Below are 22,612 nucleotides of genomic sequence, written 5' to 3'. Positions count from 1 at the left end.
GTATTTTACTATTACTACTATACGAATTCTCCCCCATCTACTATATGTCAGTACTACTTTTCTTATTCTTCTCTATTTAATTGAATAGAAAAAGAGCGTGTTAATAGTAATGTTTCTACTTTGAACACGCTCTTTTTTATTATTTCCCTTCCGTTACATAAGCCCACTTAAAACTATATTCTGGACTGATGTTATGTTTCACAATTCCTTTTACATTCGGTTTCATTACATACGCTCTACCTGTTTGATATAAAGGAACTAATCCTGCATCTTCTTCAAGGAATAATTTCTCTGCTTTTCCTAACGTTTCCCAACGCTTCTTCGGATCAGATAATAATTCATTCCCTGCTTTTGCTACCATTTCATCGTATTTTGGATTCGAATAACTCATTTGGTTATACGGGCTCTTCGATTCAAACATATCAATAAATGTCATTGGATCCGAATAATCTGGGCTCCAACCTGCAAACGAAACTTCATAATCTTGTGCTGACTCTAATTTTAGTTTTTGTTTGAACGGCTGAATTTTCGTGTTAACCGTTACACCTTTTAAGTTTTTCTCAATTTGATCTTTAAAGTAGTCAGCAATTTTTTTCGCAGTACCATCATCATAGCTTAGTAATTCAATTGTCACTTGATCTTTTCCAAGTTCTTTTTTCGCTGCTTCCCAAGCTGCTGCACCTTTTTTCGGATCATATTTCAGACCATTTTTAAATGTATCTTGATAATCTTTACCGTCTGGTCCTGTCGCAAGTCCTTTTGGTACTAATTGATCTGTTGCTTTTGAACCGTTATTTAAAATAACGTTTGCTAAACCTTTTTTATCAATTGATAATGCGATTGCTTCACGAAGTTTTTTGCTCTTTAACGGTGTATCTTGTCCGTTACGTTTTTGATTTAAACGTAAGAAGAATGTACTCGCTTCTGAATACTCACCGTACTCCTCTTTGTTCGATTTATACTTATCAACGAATTCTCCTGATAATAATGTGAAATCAATTGATCCTGTATCATATAAATTTACTTTCGTCGCAACTTCTTTTACTACACTGTAGTTAATTTCTTCTAATTTTACAGTCTTATTATCCCAGTACTTATCATTTTTCTTTAGCTGCCATCCTTGTTCATGTTTCCATGAAGCCATCACAAACGGTCCATTATACAACGTTGTATCTGCTTCTAAACCGAACTTATCTCCTTTTTCTTTTACGAATTTCTCATTTAAAGGATAGTATGACGGGAATGCTAGTAAATTTAAGAAATATGGTACTGGCTTTTCTAATTCTACTTCTAGCGTATAATCATCTACCGCTTTTGCTCCTAAATCTGTTAGAGGTTTTTCACCTTTATTAATTGCTTCTGCATTTTTAATATAGAAAGCAATAAACGCATATTCTGCAGCAGTATTTTTATCGAGTAAGCGTTGCCATCCGTATACGAAATCTTTCGCTGTTACAGGATCACCATTCGACCATTTTGCATCTTTACGTAATTTGAATGTATATTTTTTGCCATCCTCGCTTTTCGTACTAGATTCTGCAGCTGCTGGGATTGGCTTATTATCTTTATCAAGACGATATAATCCTTCCATCGTGTTTCCTAAAATTTGTGCCCCTAGCGTATCAGTAGATTTAGAAGTATCCATCGTTGGAATTTCCTGTTGTTCTGTACGATTTAACACTTGTTTCGCTGCGTATTTAATTTCAGATTTTTTCTCTTCCCCACCACCACTAGACGTCGTAGTTGATTTCTTCTCCCCACCAGATCCAGAACACGCTGTCAACGCCATACTCATCGCTAAAACTGGCGCTACAACCGCCGTGAACTTTTTCATCTTTTTCTTCATTTTTGTACCCTCCCCAATTATATGTACGAAACTAATTTTGATAGATTTTCTAATAACTAGTTATCAGAAAATTCTTATTAATTAATATTCTACTAATTTTTCGGGTTTTGTAAAGCTATTTTTAAAATATTCTAAAAATTATTCTTTTATTATAGTAACAATTGTTTTTTTTACTATTATCACTATACAAATCCTTCCTTATATCTATTGATTTATTTACATTTAATCTCATAATAAAAGAGCATTCCAAAAGTAAATAGTCTACTTTTGAAATGCTCTATCATTTTATCTTACTATTGTGGACGATGAGATTCTCACTACAAAATAAGCTAAGAAACGTGTATATATCCACTTAAAGATAGTATTACTGTTTAAAATTATTTTCCATCTTTTTCAGTCATGTATGCCCACTTGAAGCTATACTCTGGGCTAATGTTATGATGAACGATGCCTTTTGCATTTGGTTTTTGAACGTATGCATCACCACGTTGGTATAAAGGTACAAGTGCTACATCTTGCTCAAGAAGTAATTTCTCAGCTTTTCCTAGCTCTTCCCAACGTTTCTTCGCGTCACCCATTAATTCTCCGCCAGCTTTTTTGATCATATCATCATATTTTGAATCAGCGAAGCTCATTTGGTTATGAGAATGATTAGACTGGAACATATCTAAGAATGTCATTGGGTCAGCGTAGTCAGGTCCCCAACCAGCAAATGATATATCATAGTCTTGCTCTGTTTCTAATTTCAGCTTTTGTTTGAATGGCTGAAGTTTAATATTAACAGTTACACCTTTTAAGTTTTTCTCAATTTGATCTTTTACATATTCCCCAACTTTTTTCGCATTACCAGTGTCATAGTTTAATAGCTCAATTGTAACTTGGTCTTTCCCAAGCTCTTTTTTCGCTTCATTCCATGCAGCTGCTGCTTTTTTCGCATCTGGTTTAATACCATTTTTAAATGTTTCTTGGAAGTCTTTACCGTCTGGTCCAGTTGCTAATCCTTTCGGTACTAAGAAGTCCGCAGGCTTAGATCCATCATTTAAAATAACGTTTGATAAATTCTTTTTATCGATTGAAAGTGCGATTGCTTCACGTAATTTTTGGCTCTTTAACGGTGTATCTTGTCCACCACGTTTTTGATTCATACGTAAGAAGTAAGTACTTACTTGTGAGTATGAGCCAAACTCTTCTTTATTGTTTCTATACTTATCAACGAATTCACCTGTTAATAGCGCGAAATCAATTGCATTTGTATCATATAAGTTTACTCTTGTAGCTACTTCTTTTACTACACTATAATTGATTTCATCTAGTTTTACAGTCTTTTTATCCCAATATTGATCGTTTTTCTTTAGTTTCCAGCCTTGCTCATGCTTCCAATCAGTAAGAACGAACGGTCCGTTATATACTGTTGTATCAGACTCTAAACCGTATTTATCCCCTTTTTCTTTTACGAACTTCTCATTTAATGGATAGTACGATGGGAATGCTACTAAGTTTAAGAAGTATGGCACTGCTTGTTCTAATTCAACTTCTAAAGTAAGGTCGTCTACTGCCTTTACTCCTAGTTCAGTTACAGGTTTTTCACCTTTATTAACCGCTTCTGCATTTTTAATTGGGAATGCGATAAATGCATACTCAGCAGCTGTTTTTGGATCTAATAGGCGTTGCCATGCGTATACGAAATCTTTCGCTGTTACAGGATCACCATTTGACCATTTTGCATCTTTACGTAATTTAAATGTATATTTTTTACCATCCTCACTCTTCGTGCTTGACTCTGCAGCAGCTGGGATTGGTTTGTTATCTTTATCTAATCGATATAAACCTTCCATTGTGTTCCCTAAAATTTGAGAACCTAATGTATCAGTATTTTTAGAAGTATCCATTGTTGGAATCTCATTTGTTTCTGTACGATTTAGCACTTGTTTCGCTGCTAATTTTTCTTCTGATTTGCTATCTCCACCAGAGCTAGAATTTGTGCTTGTTTTCTTATCTCCGCCTGATGTAGAACATGCTGTCAATGCCATACTCATTGCTAAAACTGGTGCTACAACTGCTGTTAGTTTTTTCATTTTTTTCTTTTTCACTTTCTGTACCCTCCCTAATTCTTAACGCTCTCATTTAAGAATTTTCTGATAATTCTGTTTTTCTTTATATATTTATCAGAAGATTCTTATTAACTATTATTCTACTAATTTTTCGAGTTTTGTAAAGTGTTATTATTGAAAATTTTTAAAAAATTATTTTTTTACAGTAATATTCATAAAAATTCCATACTCTTTCGAAACACTATATCTCATTGAATTCTATGTATTGATTTAATAGTCTTTATCTCCCTACACTATAAAACACTTGTAAATTATTGTTAATAAATAATGTATATCGTAACAAACCTCTTTTCTACAAAAATAAAAAGCAGACATTACGCCTGCTTCAATTCTCCTCAATCTGCTTTTCACTTAATCCTAGATGTGTTCTAAGCGTATTACTCAAACTCTGTAGATCTTTTTTATTAGGGTTATAATAATATACACGTTGCCCATTCGGACCGTTAGGTAAATATAAATCATCTCCGCCTAATTGAATCTTTTCAACTGAACCATTTAAACCGTATTTATAAAAAGATAAAATATCATCCATTACTAAATTTGTTTTAAAATCGCCTTCAATCGCCTCAACTACTTTTTCTAGCTTCGTAATCGAGCCTACACTTTTTAATTTACTTAACATCGCTTCAATAACAAGTTGTTGGCGCTGACCTCTCATTGCATCACTATCAATATGACGCGTTCTTGCCAGTGCAAGTGCTTCTTCCCCTGTTAATTTTTGTAGTCCTTTTTTCAAATGGATTGCGTCAGGTTCATCTTTACTATTTTGCTCCGTAAATTCAACTGGGACATTTACTTCAATCCCATCTAATCCATCAACAATTTTAGTAAATGCATTAAAATTAAACTTCACAAAATAATCAACAGGCACTTGTAACAATTTTTCTACCGCTTCCACTGAAGCTTGCGGTCCTCCATCTTTACCATTTTTAACGAAACCACTTCCATATGCATGTGTTATTTTATCTTTTTTCTTTTCAACTGGAACATATGTATATGTATCACGTGGTATGCTCGTTAATTTCACTGTCTTATCATCTTTATTAAAAGTAGCTAACAGTAGTGCATCTGTATGAAAAGCACCATTATACTCCTTTTGTCGTTCTTGATTTTCATCAATTCCCATAATTAAAAGTGAAACATTATTTGTAATTGGTTTTACGGCGTTCTCACGTAAGTTTGATTTTTCACCACGCGCTAAATTCAAACTAGACTTTTGTACGAGATTAGAAGTTTTCATATACACATAAGCACTGTATCCAACTCCGCCAAATAGTAATACTACTAACAAGACACTTATTACCGTTGTCTTCTTATATTTTCTTTTATTTTTCTTTTCTCTTGAAGAAGAGGTATTCTCCATATATTTCCCTCCGTTTTCTATTCACCTAATATGTTTTTCAATTTTTCATAATTAGCGCTATCCTTTTGAAATACATTCTCTTTCAATCCTTTGTTTATTTGTATCCATTCAGTCGTAATCGAATATTGAATCATACCTTCGTGGAAACTAAGGAATTTTAGCATAATCCCTGTATTTTTCTCTACAATCATTTCAAATTTCCCTCTTAAATCTTCAGATGTACTTACAGGCATTTCTATGTTTATTGTCCCTTCTATTTTGTAGCAATCCAGTCCAAGATACTTCGTTTCTTTATAATTCCAATCTTTATATCGAATTAATAGATCCGCAAATTCTGATTGCATACTATACTTCGCGAATCCCACATATTCATCATCGTATCTTTTTTTCTCGCCTGATTTTCTCAATAACCTTTCTGTGGGATTTAATTTTAATAGTTCATAGTTTTTTTCCTTCGGGCTCCATTTTGTCTCTTTATATGTATACTTCTCATCATCAAATTCTTTTTTCTTGCCCTCGTTATATATAATTGTTCGTTTTTTCGCTAGTTTATCTTCTTTCGAAGAGATACCACTTTGTTGCTCCGTATCAATCGCATATTTGTATGTTGTAGCAATTCTTGACGAACTAGAATATTCCTCAAATTGTCCTGAAATATTTTTAAAATGATCAATGGAATCCAACATCTTTTCATGAATTTTTTCTTTATCTGGATAATTTACGTTCGATTTTATTTCTTCTTCATTTTCATAATCAGAAAACGCCTTTTTCTTTACGTATTCAAATACTCCACCATTTTGAGCAAAAATTTGATCAGAAAACTCCGACATAGACACAATTGAAAGTGTTAGAACCGCTGCACTTATAACCATCATATAAACTCTGTAACCTTTCTTTTTTACAGGGAGATTATGTAGTGTACGATTAATCTTTTCATTTAACTCTGGCGGTACTATAACATTCTCGTCTTTTATTCTCTTTTTTAATTTCTCATCAAATAATTTTTTATTATCCACTCTTTACACCTCCTATTCCATCTTTAATCGTTTTTGCAGTTGTTCCCTCGCACGTGACAATCTCGATTTCACTGTTCCTTTTGGTATTTCTAAAAGCTTTGCTATACTCTCTTGATTCATATCTTCATAATAATAAAGAACCGTAACAGCTCTTAATTCTTCATGTAACGATTGAATCGCATTACACAAATCTATATCTTCATACTGATCACACGCACTCATATTGTAATCATTCTCTTCTGTCACAATTACCTTTTTATACGCTCTAATAATATTGTTACACTCATTCATTAAAATTCGAATTAACCAAGTTTGAAAAAACTCTTCTTTTTTTAATTTTTTTATATTTTCATAGGCTTTTAAAATTGTTGCCTGTATCGCATCCTCTATATTTGTCTCATCACGTAACATAGCCTTTGCAATACGATACATCTTCATTTTTTCTGTATGTATAAGCGCCATAAAAGCTTCATGATCACCTTTTTTCGCTAAGGAAACATCGGTTTCTTCTTTTACAATCATTTTATATAAAGGGATTACTTTCACAATTGCTCCTCCTGTTTCATCCTCACTTCAAATTTAACTTTACATGTATTAGACGGATGAGCCTAGAAAAAGGTTCATTTTTTGAATATTTCCATAAAAAAAGGTAAACATTCTTCATGTTTACCTTTACTCAGATGTAATTCTAAGGAAATATCCATCTGGATCGACAACTTTAAATCCCCGCATCTCCCACGGATAAGTTTGAATTTCTTCTTGTATTGTGCATCGCTTCTCTTTACAACGTTCATATACTTCTTCAATCCGATTGACAACAATAATTAGTTCAAAGCCATTCCCCTTCATGTCTTTCCGATTGTAAAAATAGTGATTTTCACTCAATGTTGAATCAGTAGCTAGTAACAGAGAAAAGTGATCGTGATTAAAGCGTGCTGCATGCATACTTCTTTTATACAACTGTAAACCAATTACTTCTTCATAAAACAATAATGACTTCTCAATATCATTTACATATAGCTTAACCCGGAACAAATGATTCATTCGTTTCCTCCTCATCAAAAAAAGCCCACTTTCTCAGTGGACTTTCTACTTTACAACGGTAAATCCCTTTTCCTAAACACTACAATTGCTACTATGAAAATACAAAGTGCTCCAGCAGTTAAACCTATACTCACTGGCCATATATTATACGTTCCCTCAGCAATTTCTTTCGGACGAAATAGCGTAAATAATGATATATTTCTCATCCACTCTAACTTATCGCTTAATTTACCTACCATATCCGTTACGAAAAATAAAATAGTTAAACTTGCTGAGTAGCTAAGTGCCTTTCTTTCGTCATTACATATACAAGAAAAGAAAAATGAATACGCACTAACGACTAAAAATATTAACCCACCGACTATATTTATCTTCAGGAATAATTCTTTATTTAAGTTATTATCTTGTAGAAACCACTCTGCACCTACTATACCCGCTACATACGTAACAGTTACTATGATTAGTAGCCCTAATACGAGAATAGCCGCTTGCGTGATTGCAATTTGCACTCTAGATACAGGTGTTGCTAGCAAGTATGCCATCGCTCCTTTATCAACATGACGAGCAATTAAATGCGTTGCAACTGTTACACAAAAAATTGTTAATATGATAATAAACAATAGACTATAATATTCGCCAGCTAAAAAATCCATTACGTTTTGAATCGGACTTTCCATTCCAACAATTTTTTTCACACTATCAGGCATAGCACTTATTAATTCATTTAACCCTTTCGCTGATACCATTGAAGGGAAGATCCAAATTAACAACCATAAATATAGAGCTGCACCAGTTGCATAACTCAAAATACTTTTTTGTGTTTCTTTCAAACTAGCTAAAAACAATTGCTTATTCATGCTTTATCCCTTCTTTCTTATCATAATAATGCATAAATAAATGTTCTAAATCCATTGCTCTCGTTTGAAGCGCCGTTACATTATAGTTTGAAAGTGTTTGTAAAACAGTTTGATAGTTTCCTTGCACAATAATCGATGCTTCTCTACCTTTCACCGCTTCAAATTGCAAATTACATTGTGTAAGAGATTCAATCTCTTCTTGCGATGATACGGTTACATCTATTACCTGTCGTCTCAAGCTTTGTAAATCATGAATATTTTCAACCGTTACAAGGCGACCATCTTTAATTATAGCCACTCTGTCACAAGTTCTCTCAATCTCAGTAAAAATGTGCGATGACATAAGGATTGTTTTCCCTCTTTGCTTTTCTTCTAATATTAAATCTATAAACACTTGCTGCATAAGTGGATCGAGTCCTGAAGTCGGTTCATCTAAAATTAACACTTCCGGATCATGCATAAAAGCAGCAACAATTCCTACTTTTTGCTTCATTCCTTTAGACATTTTTCGAATCGGTGTTTTCACATCAAATTGTAGACGTTCTATTAATTCATCTCGTCTTTTCGTATCCTTTAAGCCGCGCATTCCTTGCATTAACTTTAAAAACTCTAATCCGTTCATTCCTTCAATAAAAGAAATTTCTCCTGGTAAATAACCAACTTCCCTTTGAATCTTTGCGGCATCATTCCAACAATCTAATCCGAAAATTAAAGATTTTCCAGCTGTCGGTTTTATAAATCCCATTAAAGTACGAATTGTTGTGGATTTCCCAGCACCATTTGGTCCTAAGTAACCAAATACTTCCCCTTCTTTTACATCAAATGTAATATGAAACAAACCTTTTCCATTTGAAAACTGTTTTGTGACATTTTGAACTGAAATCATAATTCCACCTCATTTTTTGAAATATTTAATATGTGATATTTCAAAATTATTGTACTCCTCATCTTTCATATTCGCAACAACTTTTTGAAATATTTATATGTCCATATTTCAAAAATATTGTTTTCCATTATTTTTTCTTGTATATTTTAATTGAGGTGATTGCATTGAACGGCTTTGAAAAAGTGAAAGAAAAGAAAAAACGTGCTATTAAAGAAGCTGCTTTCGTATTATTTTCAGAACGTGGATTTAATGAAGTGAAAATAGAGCACATTGCAAAAGAAGCAAACGTTTCTCAAGTTACCATTTATAATCATTTCGGAAGTAAAGAAGCATTATTTAGAGAGCTTATACAAGAATATATCATATCTGAATTTCAATATTATAAAGATCTTGCAGCGGAAAAATTACCTTTTCATGATATGATGCAAAAAATGATTGTAAGAAAAATGAATACTGGTGGGTTATTTCAGCCAGATATGTTACTACAAATGATGCAAAGAGATGAAGAGCTCCGAGAATTTATTTATAGTTATCAAAACGAAAAAATCCTACCTTGGTATTTAGAAATATTAGAACAAGCACAGCAAAAAAATGAAATTAACCCTCACCTTACTAAAGAAATGATGTTACTATACATTCAAATGTTCACTAAACTAGGTGATGATTTCGGGGCTCAGCTTCTTGAAGGAGATCGCGAAAAACATATACAAGATATCGTTACGATGTTCTTTTATGGACTGTCCGTCCCAGAAAAATAATTTTTTCTAAAGAATAAATAAAATCACAAAAAAGCCCTTTGGATATTTAAATCTCAAGGGCTTTTTCATGTCAATAAAATGATTAAAACTAACTTTATCTTAAAGCAGTTAAATGCTGCTTTATAGATAATACCTTATTATAGATTAACTCTTTTAGCATAACTGGCTGAATTGAGATAATCGTTTCACCGAAATTCAGAAAATAACTTGAAATAAATTCAACTTCTTGCTTGTTAAAATAGCCTGTTATACTATAATTTTCATTTCCTTTTTGTATCTTCATGGAAGGATAATTCTCTTTATCAAAAATGTCTTTTCCTTTTTGATTAACAATGACACGAAAATCAATTGCATCCGGCTTTCTGTGAAAAGTAGTAAGATAACTTAATAATTCTTCAAGATTTTTTGGATTCGTATTGCTTGTTTCCACAATAGAAAGAATTTTATCACATCTAATTATTTGAACATGATTTGTCTCAAAATTAAAGATTTTAGCATACCACTGGCCAAATTTAGATTCTATTCGAATAAATTGGGCGACCAATACTTTCTCCTCATCTTTTTTTAAATATGTTAAATGATAAACTCGCTCAGCAAAAATTCCCTGTAAAATTTCTTTTAAGAACGGACTAAAATTACTATGATTTGTTACTTCAAAAGAAAGCGTTCGTTCCATAATTGAAATATTTTTACTCACATTATCAGGTAATACATGTTTAAATTTATTTTCAAGTGCAATACTTTCTATATTAAATGGTTTCGTCTTGTATCCATTTAATGTAAGAATCGAAAAGTATAACGCATACATTTCATCCACACTAAAATAAATTGGCGATAACACGCTATTTTCTATAATTTTATAACTTCCATTTCTACCTAGTTCAGAATATATTGGTACACCTATTTCTTCCAATGATTGAATATCTCGTAAAGCTGTACTTTTAGAAATAGCATATCTAACCATTAAATCCTTTAAATTAAAATGCCTTTTATTATTTAAGAAAATAAGCATATCATTAATTCGTTCCGTTTTTTTCATATTTCCCTCCCGAAAGGTGTCATGTATTGAAACCTTTTTAGTCTATATTATAATTATTAACTAATAAAGGAGTTATATATTTATGACATTAGAAATAGCTATTTTTCTTTCAATGAATGGGCATGCAAAGGAGGCAATTAATTTTTATACACGCAATTTAGAAGCTAAGCAGTTAATGATTGTTACGTATGAAGAACTGGCGAAAAGAGATCGTTCTTTTAAAATTACAAGTGAAAATAAGGATCATATTGCTCACTCTGTTTTAAAAATTGGGAATACAAAGCTAATGATAGCAGAAGATACAATGAATCCTAAGGAACGTTATAACGTTGGAAATAACATGTCACTTTGCATTCAAAGTGCTAATTTAGAAGAAATACAAAGATTTTATAATAATTTAGTTTCCGATAAGAACGTGAAGGTAATCTCTCCACTAGAAAAAAATATCTTTAGTGAAGCATATGGTATTATTGAAGATCCATACGGCATACAAATCCAATTAATGTATGACAAACGATTAGGCTAAATAATTAGCCCTATTCACATATTCTCAATAAAAAAAGACACGAAATTCGTGTCTTTTTTATTTTACAGTGATAACTCTACCCGTTTCACTACTTTTAATCGCTAATTGAATAAGTCGAATAACTTCTATGCCTTCTTGTGCTGTTACAGGTGGTTTCTCACCATTTATAATACTATCTCTTACACCTTTATAATACATATCATAACAGCCAACTTCTGTCGAAATACGCTCTAGCTTTTCTTCCGTGTCTAAAGTAGCGAAATTCTCTTCAGCATCTACTCCATAACCGTTATCGCCTGGCTTCATTCCATTTTTTAATTGTTCTTCCTGTGAATCCATACCGTATTTCACGATAGAACCTTTATCTCCATGCAGTGTAAAGTGTGGACCTGCTTGCTTTACGTAACTGCTACTATGTAAAGTGACACGTTTCACACCGTAGTGAAGTATAACATGGAAGTAATCATCAATCTCTGCACCTGGTCGTTGTTTGATTACATCTGCACTTATCGCATCTGGTTTCCCAAATAATGATAATGCTTGGTCAATTAAATGCGACCCTAAATCATATAATATCCCTGATCCTGGTAAATTCTTTTCTCTCCAGCGATCTCGTACATTCGGGCGAAAACGATCGAAATGCGCTTCATATGCGTATAGATTCCCTATTCTGTTTTCTTCTAACAATTTCTTTATCGTTAAGAAATCATTATCAAAACGGCGATTATGATATACGCTTAACACCACATTATGCTGTTTTGCTAATGAAATTAGTTCTTCGCCTTCTTCAATTGAAACAACGAATGGCTTCTCCACAACTACATGCTTACCATGTAAAATTGCTTCTTTTACATATGGAAAATGAGTTGTATTCGGTGAAGTAATGACCACTAAGTCAATATCAGCACGATTTACTAATTCCTCAATTGTGCCAACAACTTCAGCATTTGGTAATGCTTGTTTCACGAGTTCTTCTTTTGATGATAAAATAGCACGAATATCATATTCTTCTATCGTTTGTAATAATGGAATGTGAAATGTTGTACTAGAAAATCCAAATCCTACAATTCCTACACCTATTTTTTTCATGTTGCCCCTCCATTTATCCCGCTTTAACGGACAGTAAGACCCCTACCTCAAAATTCAGCGAAAGTAAAGAAGTTAGTTGAGGAATCAACTGCTCGTAAAAGTCCGATTGATTAAAGTTTCACTTTATGAGAACGATTTCATTCAGTTATTATAACAAGATTATTATTATTTACATAATAATTTGCCTAGAAAAAAGCATCTTGCCATTATTCATAGCAAGATGCCTTTTTTACTCCGGTCGTTTTTTCGTCCACGTTTCAATAACTTCACCTGTATCGTTAACATCTAGCACTAAACTACCGTTACTATACCGGTCTTTATTTCGATACGCTTTCGGATCAATTTCTTCTACAATGTGTTTCTCTGTCTTCATGTAAACTAGTTCATCGTCTCTAACAATTTCAATACCGACAATACGGTATGGATTACGTTTTAACTCCTTGAAAATAACAAGACCTCGCTTCGCCCTCGTTGATTTCTCAATTTCTGATGCTTTTAGACGTTTTACAGCACCGCGCTGCGTTACGAGAATAAGTTGATCTTTGTCACCATTTAACGGTTTACCAGAAGCGACATAATCATCTTCTTTTAAGTTAATTGCTTTCACACCAGCGGCCCTTACACCGACTGGACTTACTTCATCTTCATGGAAAATAAGTGCATATGCACCATAGGTTGCAAGAACAATATCACTCGTTCCATCTGTTGCAAATATATCTACAACATAATCATCTTTTTTCAAATTCACAGCGACGAACGCTCTTGAATAACGCTGAACTTTATATTGGTTTAATTCTGTTTTCTTAATCATACCATTTCGTGTAACAAATACAATAAATCGTTTTTCTTCTTCAAAGTTCGGTACGACGGTCGCCCAAATAATCATTTCATCCCGCTCGAGCGAAACGAGATTCGCAACGTGTTGACCTAAATCTTTCCAACGAATTTCTGGCATTTCATATACTGGCAGATATATATAGTTTCCTTTATTCGTAAATAAGAGGACTGTCTCTGTCGTATTCGTATCGAATCGCTCCAGTAAGATGTCACCCTCTTTCATACCGAAGTCTTTCCCGTTCGATGCATTATGTGAACGCCAACCTGTTCGTTTCACATATCCTTCTTTCGTTACAGTAACGATGACATCTTCCTGCGGAATCATAACTTCCACATCGATTTTAATTTCCTCAATTTGTTCTTCAATAATAGCACGGCGATCATCACTATATGTTTTCTTTACTCTCTTCAAATCTGTTTTAATAACTTGAAAAAGTCTTTTTTCACTTTGTAAAATTGCCTGTAATTCTGCAATTTTTGTACTTAATTCATCCGCTTCTTTTTCTAGTGCTGTAATATCTGTATTTGTTAAACGATATAATTGCAACGAAACGATTGCTTCTGATTGTGCTTCTGTAAAGCCGAATTTAGCACTTAAGTTATCTTTCGCATTACGCTTATCTTTAGAAGATCTAATCGTTTCGATTACTTGATCTAAAATTGATAATGCTTTCATTAAACCTTCAACAATATGTTGACGATTTTCCGCTTTTCGTAATTCATACTGAGAACGCTTTGTTACAACTTCTTTTTGGTGTCCAATATATGCATCCAAAATTTTTGGTAACGTCATAAGTGTAGGACGACGATTATTTATCGCAACCATATTAAAGTTATATGGAATTTGTAAATCTGTATTCTTATATAAATAATTTAAAATACCTTCAGCATTTACTTCTTTTTTTAACTCTACAACGATACGAAGACCTGTACGATCTGTCTCATCACGTACTTCAGCAATTCCATCTAGTTTTTTATCTAGACGTAATTCATCCATTTTTTTAACAAGGTTCGCTTTATTTACTTCATACGGAATTTCTGTAATAACGATTTGTTGCTTACCACCACGAATCGTTTCAACTTCCGCTTTTCCGCGAATAATAATTTTACCTTTTCCTGTTTCATACGCTTTTTTAATACCATCAATCCCTTGAATAATACCACCGGTCGGGAAATCTGGCCCTTTCATAACTGTTAATAAATCATCAACAGTACTATTCGGCTTATCAATACGCATCATCGTCGCATCAATTACTTCCCCAAGGTGATGCGGAGGAATTTCTGTTGCATAACCAGCTGAAATCCCTGTAGATCCGTTCACTAATAAGTTCGGGAACATTGCTGGTAATACAACAGGTTCTTCACTCGTATCATCGAAGTTTGACACAAATTCCACTGTTTCTTTATCAAGATCACGTAATAACTCAGATGCAATTGGTGATAATCGAGCTTCCGTATAACGCATTGCCGCTGCTGGATCGCCATCAACACTACCATTATTACCATGCATTTCAACTAAAACGTTACGTACTTTCCAAGTTTGACTTAAACGTACCATCGCCTCATATACAGAGGAATCACCGTGCGGATGGTAATTACCAATAACGTTACCGACTGTTTTAGCTGATTTACGAAACGCTTTATCATGTACATTTCCTTCTACATACATGGAATATAAAATACGTCTTTGTACCGGTTTTAAACCGTCACGCGCATCTGGAAGCGCGCGATCTTGAATAATATATTTACTATAACGTGCAAAGCGGTCACCTAACACGTCTTCAAGCGGGAGGTCATGAAACTTCTCTGCCTGCATGTTATTCCACCTCCGTCTCCATAATCATTTCATTTTCTAAAATATTTCCTTCTTCTTGCATACCAAATTGTACATTTCGTTCGATCCATTTACGGCGAGGTTCTACTTTATCACCCATCAATGTCGTAACTCGGCGCTCCGCTCTTGATGCATCGTCAATTTTCACACGAATCAATGTACGTGTTTCAGGATTCATAGTTGTTTCCCATAATTGATCGGCATTCATTTCGCCAAGTCCTTTATAGCGCTGCAGCATGTAGCCTTTACCGACTTTTTTTGTTACACCATCTAATTCTTCATCAGACCATGCATACTCAATCACTTCACTCTTACCTTTTCCTTTACTTACTTTGTATAAAGGAGGAAGTGCAATAAATACTTTGCCAGCTTCGATAAGTGGTTTCATATATCTGTAGAAGAACGTTAGTAACAATACTTGAATGTGCGCACCATCTGTATCAGCATCGGTCATAATTACAACTTTATCGTAGTTAATATCTTCAACAGCGAATTCATTCCCTACACCACCGCCAATAGCGTAAATGATTGTATTAATCTCTTCATTTTTAAAGATATCAGCAAGTTTTGCTTTTTCTGTATTGATTACTTTACCACGTAACGGTAATACCGCTTGGAAACGTCGATCTCGACCTTGTTTCGCGGAACCGCCGGCAGAGTCACCCTCTACTAGGTACAGTTCATTTTTTTGCGGGTTACGTGATTGTGCTGGTGTTAACTTACCACTTAATGTACCTTCTGATTTCTTTTTCTTTTTACCAGTACGCGCTTCTTCTCTCGCTTTACGAGCAGCTTCACGTGCTTGCGCTGCTTTAACTGCCTTTCTCACAAGAAGTGTAGCAACATCCGGGTTTTCTTCTAAAAAGTAAGCTAAATGCTCAGATACAATTGCATCAATTGAAGAACGAGCTTCACTTGTACCAAGTTTCCCTTTCGTTTGCCCTTCAAACTGAAGTACTTCTTCTGGTACACGTACAGAAACGATAGCCGCTACACCTTCACGAATATCTGTACCTTCTAAGTTTTTATCTTTTTCTTTTAATAACGATACTTTACGAGCATACTCATTGAACACACGCGTCATTGCTGTTTTAAATCCAGCTTCGTGTGTTCCCCCATCTTTTGTACGTACGTTATTTACAAACGAAAGAATGTTTTCTGAATAGCCATCGTTAAACTGGAATGCTAACTCTGCTTCAATTCCGTTTTGTTCACCAGTGAAGTATACAACCGGATGAATCGAATCTTTCTCTTCGTTTAAGTATGAAACGAAAGCTTCAATTCCTGTTTCATAATGAAAGACATCCTCTAAATCATTACGTTCATCTTTTATCGAGATTTTCATTCCTTTTAATAAGAATGCAGATTCACGTAATCTCTCACATAATGTTTCATAATTGTAATTTGTTGTACTGAAAATCGTTGTATCTGGTTTAAAATGTATTGTCGTACCAGACTCTTTCGTCTTCCCGATCTTCTCCAGTGTCGTTGCAGGAATACCACCATTTTCAAAGCGTTGTTCATAAATATTTCCGTCACGTTTAATCGTTACTACTAACCATTCTGACAAGGCATTTACAACTGATGCCCCAACACCGTGTAAACCACCACTCGTTTTGTAACCACCTTGACCAAATTTACCACCGGCATGAAGTACAGTTAAAATGACTTCAGGTGTAGGTTTCCCAAGTTTATGCATTCCCGTAGGCATCCCTCGCCCTTTATCTATAACGCTAATACTATTATCTTTATGTATTACGACAGAAATTTCGTCGCCAAATCCCGCTAACGCTTCATCAACGGAGTTATCTACTATTTCATATACTAAATGATGCAATCCACGGCTATCCGTACTCCCGATATACATACCCGGGCGTTTTCGAACGGCTTCAAGTCCTTCTAGCACTTGAATTGCATCTTCATTATATTGGAACTGATGCTTCGCCAAACTCCTTGCCCCTTTCCTAATCAAATCAGAACATATGTTTCTATTATAGAATAACGCCTCGACTATAGTTTTGGCAAGTTATCTTATCTCTTTTATATACCATTTTCAATAGAAAAATCCTTGTTTTTTCACAAGGATTCCTCTAGGCTACTATTTCAGAAAAATAATCGTTTGTCAACGAGAAATGGATATGTATGCCAAGATTATACATTCCAAACCTTTATCATGATCCAAATGATCAATATCCAAAATGGGATAACAAGTAACAATCCCCAAAAACAGCCTTTAAAAAATCTCATGATGAACACCTCGTTCATCGGCCCTACTTATTTATAACGAGGGCTGAATCAATCTTTCTCTCTTTAAAACCTATACTATTTTGTCATCGCATGTTCTACTTTAATGCAACGATCCATTATTACAGTATAGCCTGTTTCTTGCAAAAGTTTATATGTATCTTCATCTTGTACTCCTAATTGTGCCCAAAAAACATCTGCATCAATCTCTACAAACTCTTTCGCAACATCCATTAAAAATTCTGAACGGCGGAATACATTTACAATGTCCACATGTTCCTTAATATCCTTTAGTGAAGAAACTGCTTTTTCTCCAAGCACCTCATTTACTGTTGGGTTTACTGGAATAATGCGATACCCAGCATCTTGCATTGCTTTTGAAACCATATACGATGTACGTTCTGGCTTATCCGATAATCCAACAACTGCAATCGTTTTGCTTTTCTTTAATACTTCACCAATTTCCGTACGAGTTGGGTTTTCAATTGTCATAATCTATCCCTCCTATTCCTTTAGTATAGCCGATAAAGAAAGTCTCTTTCAATATGAAAGAGACTTTCTTTTATTTCAATTATTGATTCTTTGTAGCTGAATTATCTGCTAAAGTAGCTGTTTTCGTCATTTTTTGACCGTTACGATAGAATGTAACTTCTACTTTCTCGCCTACTTTTTTCTTTTCATATAAATATTTACGGAATTGAAGTGAATTTTCTACTTTTTGATCATCTAATGATACTACAATATCATATTGCTCTAAACCAGCTTTTTCTGCAGGTGATATTGGGTAAATTTTACCTAATACAACGCCGTTTGTTACTTCTTTCGGTACTTTCAATTGATTTACTGCATAAGCTTGCACATCTTCTAATGAAACGACACCTACTCCAAGAGCTGGACGTTTCACCACTCCGTCTTTTTCAAGTGATTCAATAACTGGCTTTGCAATATTAATTGGAATAGCAAATCCAATTCCTTCAACTTCTTGTTGTGCAATTTTACTTGAATTAATCCCAATTATTTCACCATTTTGGTTAAACAACGCACCACCACTATTACCTGGGTTAATTGCTGCATCTGTTTGAATAACTTGAGCATTCCAATCTGCACGCTTATCGCCATCGATATCTACTGGAATTTCACGTTCTTTGCTACTAATAATACCTTCCGTTACACTTCCATCAAACCCTAGTGGGTTACCAATTGCAATCGCTTTTTCACCCGCACGAAGTTTACTTGAATCACCTAAAGTGGCAACTTTATTTACATTAGATCCATCAATTTCTACAACCGCTAAATCTAACCAAGGGTCTTTCCCTACAAGTTTTGCATCTACCTTTTTACCATCACTTAGTTTTACAGCAAGTTTATTTGCTCCATCTACTACATGGTTGTTCGTTACAATATACGCTTTATTTCCTGCTTTTTTATAAATAACACCTGATCCTGAGCCAGCTTGTTGTTCTTGGCCTGTCGGTTGCATTGCAAATGGATCAACACTTTGTTGCATATTAATAACACCTACAACTACATCTTTCGCGCCTTCAATCATACCAGGTAAATCAGTTTCATTTTTTGCTTTATTGACCACAGGAACTACAGTACCTTCAACTTTTGAATCCGAACTGAATGATGATACAACCGCTCCATTATTTTGAGCCCATGGCATATATGGTGCCGCAAAACTAATTGTGACAGCCCCGACTACTGCTCCAACTAAACCTGTGAAAAAATATCCTTTTTTACTACCTGTTTTTTTCATTTCTCTCGTTTCACTATGCTCTTCATTCAAATTCGGTCCGTCGTAATATCCCATGTTTTATTTCCCCTCTCTGGTGAATTCGTACTTTCAGTATAGTCACAGTTTGTGTCCTTCTTGTGAACTCATCGTGAAATCCAATTAAAAAAATACTCTTATCTATCATTGTAGACAAGAAAAGTATTTTTTGTACATTCCACCTACAAAAGAGAGTATAAATTTGCTATATCCCAAAGCCAAAGCGCATAGTAATTTAACGGTTATTCTTCAAATTTGTAACCCACTCGAATAACAGTACCGATATGCTTCGCTTTATCTCCTAGCTTATTTCGTAGTTTTTTAATATGAGTATCAACCGTTCGGTCATCACCGTAGTAATCATATCCCCATAACTGATCTAATAAATGTTGACGTGACAACACAATTCCTTTGTTCTCCATTAAATAAACAAGAAGTTCAAATTCCTTATGTGTCAATATAATTTCTTCTCCATCTACTAAAACGGTTCTAGATAGACGATTCACTTCTATTCCAGCTAAAGACATGGCATTTTCTTCCGCTACTCCTACCACACCATCCGCACGTTTCAATAACGTCTTCGCACGAGCTACTAACACTTTCGGGCTGAAAGGTTTCGTTACATACTCATCCGCACCTAATTCGAATCCTAGTAATGTATCATCCTCATCCGAACGTGCTGTCAACATAATGATTGGTACTGCTGATTCTTTTCTAATTCGTCTACAAACAGACCATCCATCTATTTCTGGTAACATTATATCTAACATAATTAAATCAATTTCATGCTCTGCAAATAATTCTAACGCTATTTTTCCGTCTTCTGCTTCGATTACTTCAAAGCCTTCATTACGAAAATAATCACTAACGATTTCACGTAATCTTCTTTCATCTTCAACAAGTAATACTGTTTTATTCATATAATCTATCCCGCCTTTTTACTCTTTCAATCGAATAATACGTTGATTGGAGCTTCCGCGAAATGGAAGTGTTAAATCTTTTTTCTCGATTTCAAATCTTCCATCGACTAAAACATCCCCATAATGTAACAACTCTATCATATCATTATTTTGAGAACTCTGTATCTCTTCTAACGTATAACCTGTATACATCCAAAGATTTTTTTTCAAGTCTTTCACAGCTTTTGCTACTTTTTTCACTTCAGCAGCTTGAAAAAATGGATCTCCACCTGAAAATGTTACATCAGTTAATGAATTACTTGCAATCTCGTTCACAATTTCTTCTACTGTCATTTCAGTTCCATTACAAATATTCCACGATTTCGGATTATGGCAACCGAAACAACGATGCGGACAGCCCGCAAAAAACACGACTGTCCGCAACCCTTCCCCATCTACTACACTATCATGAATGATGTTCATCACTTTCATTTATGCTTCACCCGATCCATCTCTTCACTACGTTTCGCACTATTCCACTTCGACATATCTCCTACAAGATAACCTGTTATACGGCGAATTCTTTCTATATTAGCCTCGTCTCCATTTCCGCAACTTGGACATTCATTACCAATAACTCCGTGATAACTGCAGCATTTACAACGATCAACAGGATGATTAATTGAACCGTACCCAACGCCATGTTCTGCCATCGCTCGTACAATTTGTTTTAACGCCTGTTTGTTATGCATAGCTGCTCCGTCTAGTTCAATGTACGTAATATGTCCCCCGTTACATAGGGCATGGAAAGGTCCTTCTAAACGAATTTTATTTATCGCTTGCATGTTATAATAAACTGGAATATGGAATGAATTCGTATAATAATTATGGTTCGTTATACCGCTAATCACACCAAATTCTTCCCTATCTTTTTTCACAAACTTCCCTGATAACCCTTCCGCAGGAGTTGCAATTACTGAGAAATTCAGTTCATGTTCTTCCGTTGCTTTATCCATTCTATCTCTCATAAAGGAAATGATTTCATACCCGAGTTTCCATGATTCTTCATCTTCTCCATGATGCTTTCCTGTTAAAGCTACTAAGCACTCCGCAAGACCGATAAAACCAAGACTTAACGTCCCTTGCTTTAAAATGGATGCTACAGAATCTTCAGGCTGTAATTTCTCTCCACCGCGCCATACACCTTGTGAATATAAAAATCGAAAATCTCTTGCTCGCTTCGTACATTGATACTCAAATCTCTCTAATAATTGCTTAATTCCTAAATCTAAGTAATAATTTAACGCTTCAAAAAATGCTTCTTTTGAACCACTAATTAACGCTAATTTCACTAAGTTGATAGACGTAAATGATAAATTGCCTCTTCCAATCGCTGTTTCTTCTCCATGTATGTTAGACATAACACGGGTACGACATCCCATATAACATACTTCACTTTCCGGTCGTCCGTCATAATGTACTGCATTAAATGGCGCATCTAAAAATGAAAAGTTAGGGAATAATCGTTCAGCCGTTGTCTCTAACGCTAATTCAAATAAATCATAGTTCGGATCACATTCTTCAAAGTTCACACCTTTTTTCATTTTTAAAATTTGAATTGGAAAAATTGGTGTTTCCCCCTTACCAAGACCAGCTTGTGTCGCTTTTAAAAGCTGTCTAACTAATAACCGTCCCTCTTTTGATGTGTCTGTTCCATAATTAATAGAAATAAACGGTACTTGTCCCCCGCCCCTACTATGCATACTATTTGAATTATGAACGAAAGCTTCACACGCCTGATACGTATCATTTTCTGTTTCTTTCCATGCAAATTCTTCTATTTGTTCTTTCGTAAGCGGATATGACTGTAATCGTTTCTTATGTCTCGCTACTGTTTTTCTCACATATGGAGCTAAATCAATATCAAAGAGTGCAAATGATTGACCACCGTGCTGCATATTTTGATTCGCCTGAAAAATAATAGACGCAAGAGCCAATGCACTTTTAATATCCTGCGGTTGTCTCATATGCCCATGTCCGGTATGAAAACCGTTCGCAAGCATTTGCGCTAACGGAATTTGCGAACAAGTCGTCGTTCCTGTCGCATAAAAATCTAAGTCATGTGGATATAATATATTTTGATTTATCGCTTTTTTCACTTGATCTGACAATAAATTTTCAACTGCATAATATTTTGCACTCTCTGATGCGAACGTTCCCATTACTCCCATCGGAGAGCGACCATCTACATTTGCATTTTCTTGCATTAAATCTTGCTCACTACCGTGGACAATCGTCTCAAATACTCTCATTAATTCTTCTCCACGTACATTTCGTTGTAACATTTATAACCCTCCACCAATATGTTGTTGTCTTTTGATTAAAATGTTACTACATATAGTCTTGGTGTTTCTGTGAGAAATGTAACATTCCTGTGAAATTTTTTTCACGAAATAATGAATTTTTCATTTACAAAAAAGAAATGTGCT

The 22,612-nt window shown here is 34.5% G+C and carries 18 protein-coding genes and 2 pseudogenes; 3 read left to right on the top strand and 17 right to left on the bottom strand.

The window, feature by feature from the left end; genetic code table 11:
• Positions 1-139: 139 nt before the first annotated feature.
• The 4 genes from AC3WTA_RS17630 to AC3WTA_RS17615 form a co-directional block, all read right to left on the bottom strand.
• Positions 140-1,846 (bottom strand): peptide ABC transporter substrate-binding protein, encoded by a 1,707-nt coding sequence (locus AC3WTA_RS17630; protein WP_000728448.1) that lies wholly within the window; start codon positions 1,844-1,846, stop codon positions 140-142.
• Positions 1,847-2,223: 377 nt separating this feature from the next.
• Positions 2,224-3,936, bottom strand: a complete 1,713-nt coding sequence (locus tag AC3WTA_RS17625) for a peptide ABC transporter substrate-binding protein (RefSeq protein ID WP_000727523.1) — start codon at positions 3,934-3,936, stop codon at positions 2,224-2,226.
• A gap of 346 nt (positions 3,937-4,282) precedes the next feature.
• Positions 4,283-5,320 (bottom strand): LCP family protein, encoded by a 1,038-nt coding sequence (locus AC3WTA_RS17620; RefSeq protein ID WP_000432318.1) that lies wholly within the window; start codon positions 5,318-5,320, stop codon positions 4,283-4,285.
• 17 nt (positions 5,321-5,337) lie between these two features.
• Positions 5,338-6,336: a hypothetical protein gene (locus AC3WTA_RS17615; RefSeq protein WP_000368965.1), complete on the bottom strand. Its 999-nt coding sequence runs from the start codon at positions 6,334-6,336 to the stop codon at positions 5,338-5,340.
• Here AC3WTA_RS17615 and AC3WTA_RS17610 point away from each other — a divergent pair.
• Positions 6,306-6,401: pseudogene (locus AC3WTA_RS17610) on the top strand (hypothetical protein); the annotation flags it as partial. The gene AC3WTA_RS17615 and the pseudogene AC3WTA_RS17610 overlap by 31 nt on opposite strands.
• Here AC3WTA_RS17610 and AC3WTA_RS17605 read toward each other — a convergent pair.
• The 4 genes and pseudogenes from AC3WTA_RS17605 to AC3WTA_RS17590 all read right to left on the bottom strand — a co-directional run.
• Positions 6,373-6,798 (bottom strand): annotated as a pseudogene (locus AC3WTA_RS17605) (sigma-70 family RNA polymerase sigma factor); the annotation flags it as partial. The pseudogenes AC3WTA_RS17610 and AC3WTA_RS17605 overlap by 29 nt on opposite strands.
• A gap of 210 nt (positions 6,799-7,008) precedes the next feature.
• Positions 7,009-7,380 carry a VOC family protein gene (locus AC3WTA_RS17600; protein WP_001015954.1) on the bottom strand — a complete coding sequence of 124 codons (372 nt, stop codon included), beginning with the start codon at positions 7,378-7,380 and terminating at the stop codon, positions 7,009-7,011.
• Between the two features lie 50 nt (positions 7,381-7,430).
• Positions 7,431-8,237 carry an ABC transporter permease subunit gene (locus AC3WTA_RS17595; protein WP_001041452.1) on the bottom strand — a complete coding sequence of 269 codons (807 nt, stop codon included), beginning with the start codon at positions 8,235-8,237 and terminating at the stop codon, positions 7,431-7,433.
• Positions 8,230-9,123 carry an ABC transporter ATP-binding protein gene (locus AC3WTA_RS17590; RefSeq protein ID WP_000626605.1) on the bottom strand — a complete coding sequence of 298 codons (894 nt, stop codon included), beginning with the start codon at positions 9,121-9,123 and terminating at the stop codon, positions 8,230-8,232. Before AC3WTA_RS17590 ends, AC3WTA_RS17595 begins: the two co-directional genes overlap by 8 nt.
• A gap of 155 nt (positions 9,124-9,278) precedes the next feature.
• Between AC3WTA_RS17590 and AC3WTA_RS17585 the strand changes: the two genes are divergently transcribed.
• The gene (locus tag AC3WTA_RS17585; RefSeq protein ID WP_240515195.1) at positions 9,279-9,881 is read left to right on the top strand and encodes a TetR/AcrR family transcriptional regulator; all 603 of its coding nucleotides are present in this window, start codon (positions 9,279-9,281) and stop codon (positions 9,879-9,881) included.
• Between the two features lie 94 nt (positions 9,882-9,975).
• Here AC3WTA_RS17585 and AC3WTA_RS17580 read toward each other — a convergent pair whose 3' ends face one another.
• Positions 9,976-10,920, bottom strand: a complete 945-nt coding sequence (locus AC3WTA_RS17580) for a helix-turn-helix transcriptional regulator (RefSeq protein ID WP_000750563.1) — start codon at positions 10,918-10,920, stop codon at positions 9,976-9,978.
• Between the two features lie 82 nt (positions 10,921-11,002).
• Here AC3WTA_RS17580 and AC3WTA_RS17575 point away from each other — a divergent pair, with 82 nt between their 5' ends.
• Positions 11,003-11,446, top strand: coding sequence for a VOC family protein (locus tag AC3WTA_RS17575; protein ID WP_000171328.1), 444 nt, complete (start codon positions 11,003-11,005; stop codon positions 11,444-11,446).
• A 57-nt stretch (positions 11,447-11,503) separates the two neighbouring features.
• On the opposite strand, the gene AC3WTA_RS17570 is transcribed toward AC3WTA_RS17575, so the two are convergent.
• The 8 genes from AC3WTA_RS17570 to AC3WTA_RS17535 form a co-directional block, all read right to left on the bottom strand.
• Entirely contained in the window at positions 11,504-12,535 is a 1,032-nt protein-coding gene (locus AC3WTA_RS17570) for an oxidoreductase (protein ID WP_000719729.1), read from the bottom strand.
• 229 nt (positions 12,536-12,764) lie between these two features.
• Positions 12,765-15,188: a DNA topoisomerase IV subunit A gene (gene parC / locus AC3WTA_RS17565; RefSeq protein WP_001147484.1), complete on the bottom strand. Its 2,424-nt coding sequence runs from the start codon at positions 15,186-15,188 to the stop codon at positions 12,765-12,767.
• A 1-nt stretch (position 15,189) separates the two neighbouring features.
• Complete coding sequence (parE, locus tag AC3WTA_RS17560) at positions 15,190-17,154, bottom strand: DNA topoisomerase IV subunit B (RefSeq protein WP_001062190.1); 1,965 nt, start codon at positions 17,152-17,154, stop codon at positions 15,190-15,192.
• A gap of 374 nt (positions 17,155-17,528) precedes the next feature.
• Complete coding sequence (locus AC3WTA_RS17555) at positions 17,529-17,942, bottom strand: CoA-binding protein (protein ID WP_000151395.1); 414 nt, start codon at positions 17,940-17,942, stop codon at positions 17,529-17,531.
• 79 nt (positions 17,943-18,021) lie between these two features.
• Positions 18,022-19,263, bottom strand: a complete 1,242-nt coding sequence (locus AC3WTA_RS17550) for a S1C family serine protease (protein ID WP_000542628.1) — start codon at positions 19,261-19,263, stop codon at positions 18,022-18,024.
• Between the two features lie 203 nt (positions 19,264-19,466).
• A complete protein-coding gene (locus AC3WTA_RS17545; RefSeq protein ID WP_001044675.1) occupies positions 19,467-20,144 on the bottom strand; it encodes a response regulator transcription factor in 678 nt (225 codons plus the stop codon).
• 18 nt (positions 20,145-20,162) lie between these two features.
• Complete coding sequence (gene nrdG, locus AC3WTA_RS17540) at positions 20,163-20,615, bottom strand: anaerobic ribonucleoside-triphosphate reductase activating protein (protein ID WP_000867068.1); 453 nt, start codon at positions 20,613-20,615, stop codon at positions 20,163-20,165.
• Complete coding sequence (locus AC3WTA_RS17535) at positions 20,612-22,468, bottom strand: anaerobic ribonucleoside triphosphate reductase (protein ID WP_000941750.1); 1,857 nt, start codon at positions 22,466-22,468, stop codon at positions 20,612-20,614. Before AC3WTA_RS17535 ends, nrdG begins: the two co-directional genes overlap by 4 nt.
• Between the last annotated feature and the right edge of the window lie 144 nt (positions 22,469-22,612).

The sequence above is a fragment of the Bacillus sp. EB106-07-01-XG149 genome (genome assembly GCF_058791555.1).
Note: the sequence above shows the minus strand (reverse complement) of the source record. Positions and strands in the feature narration are given on the sequence as shown.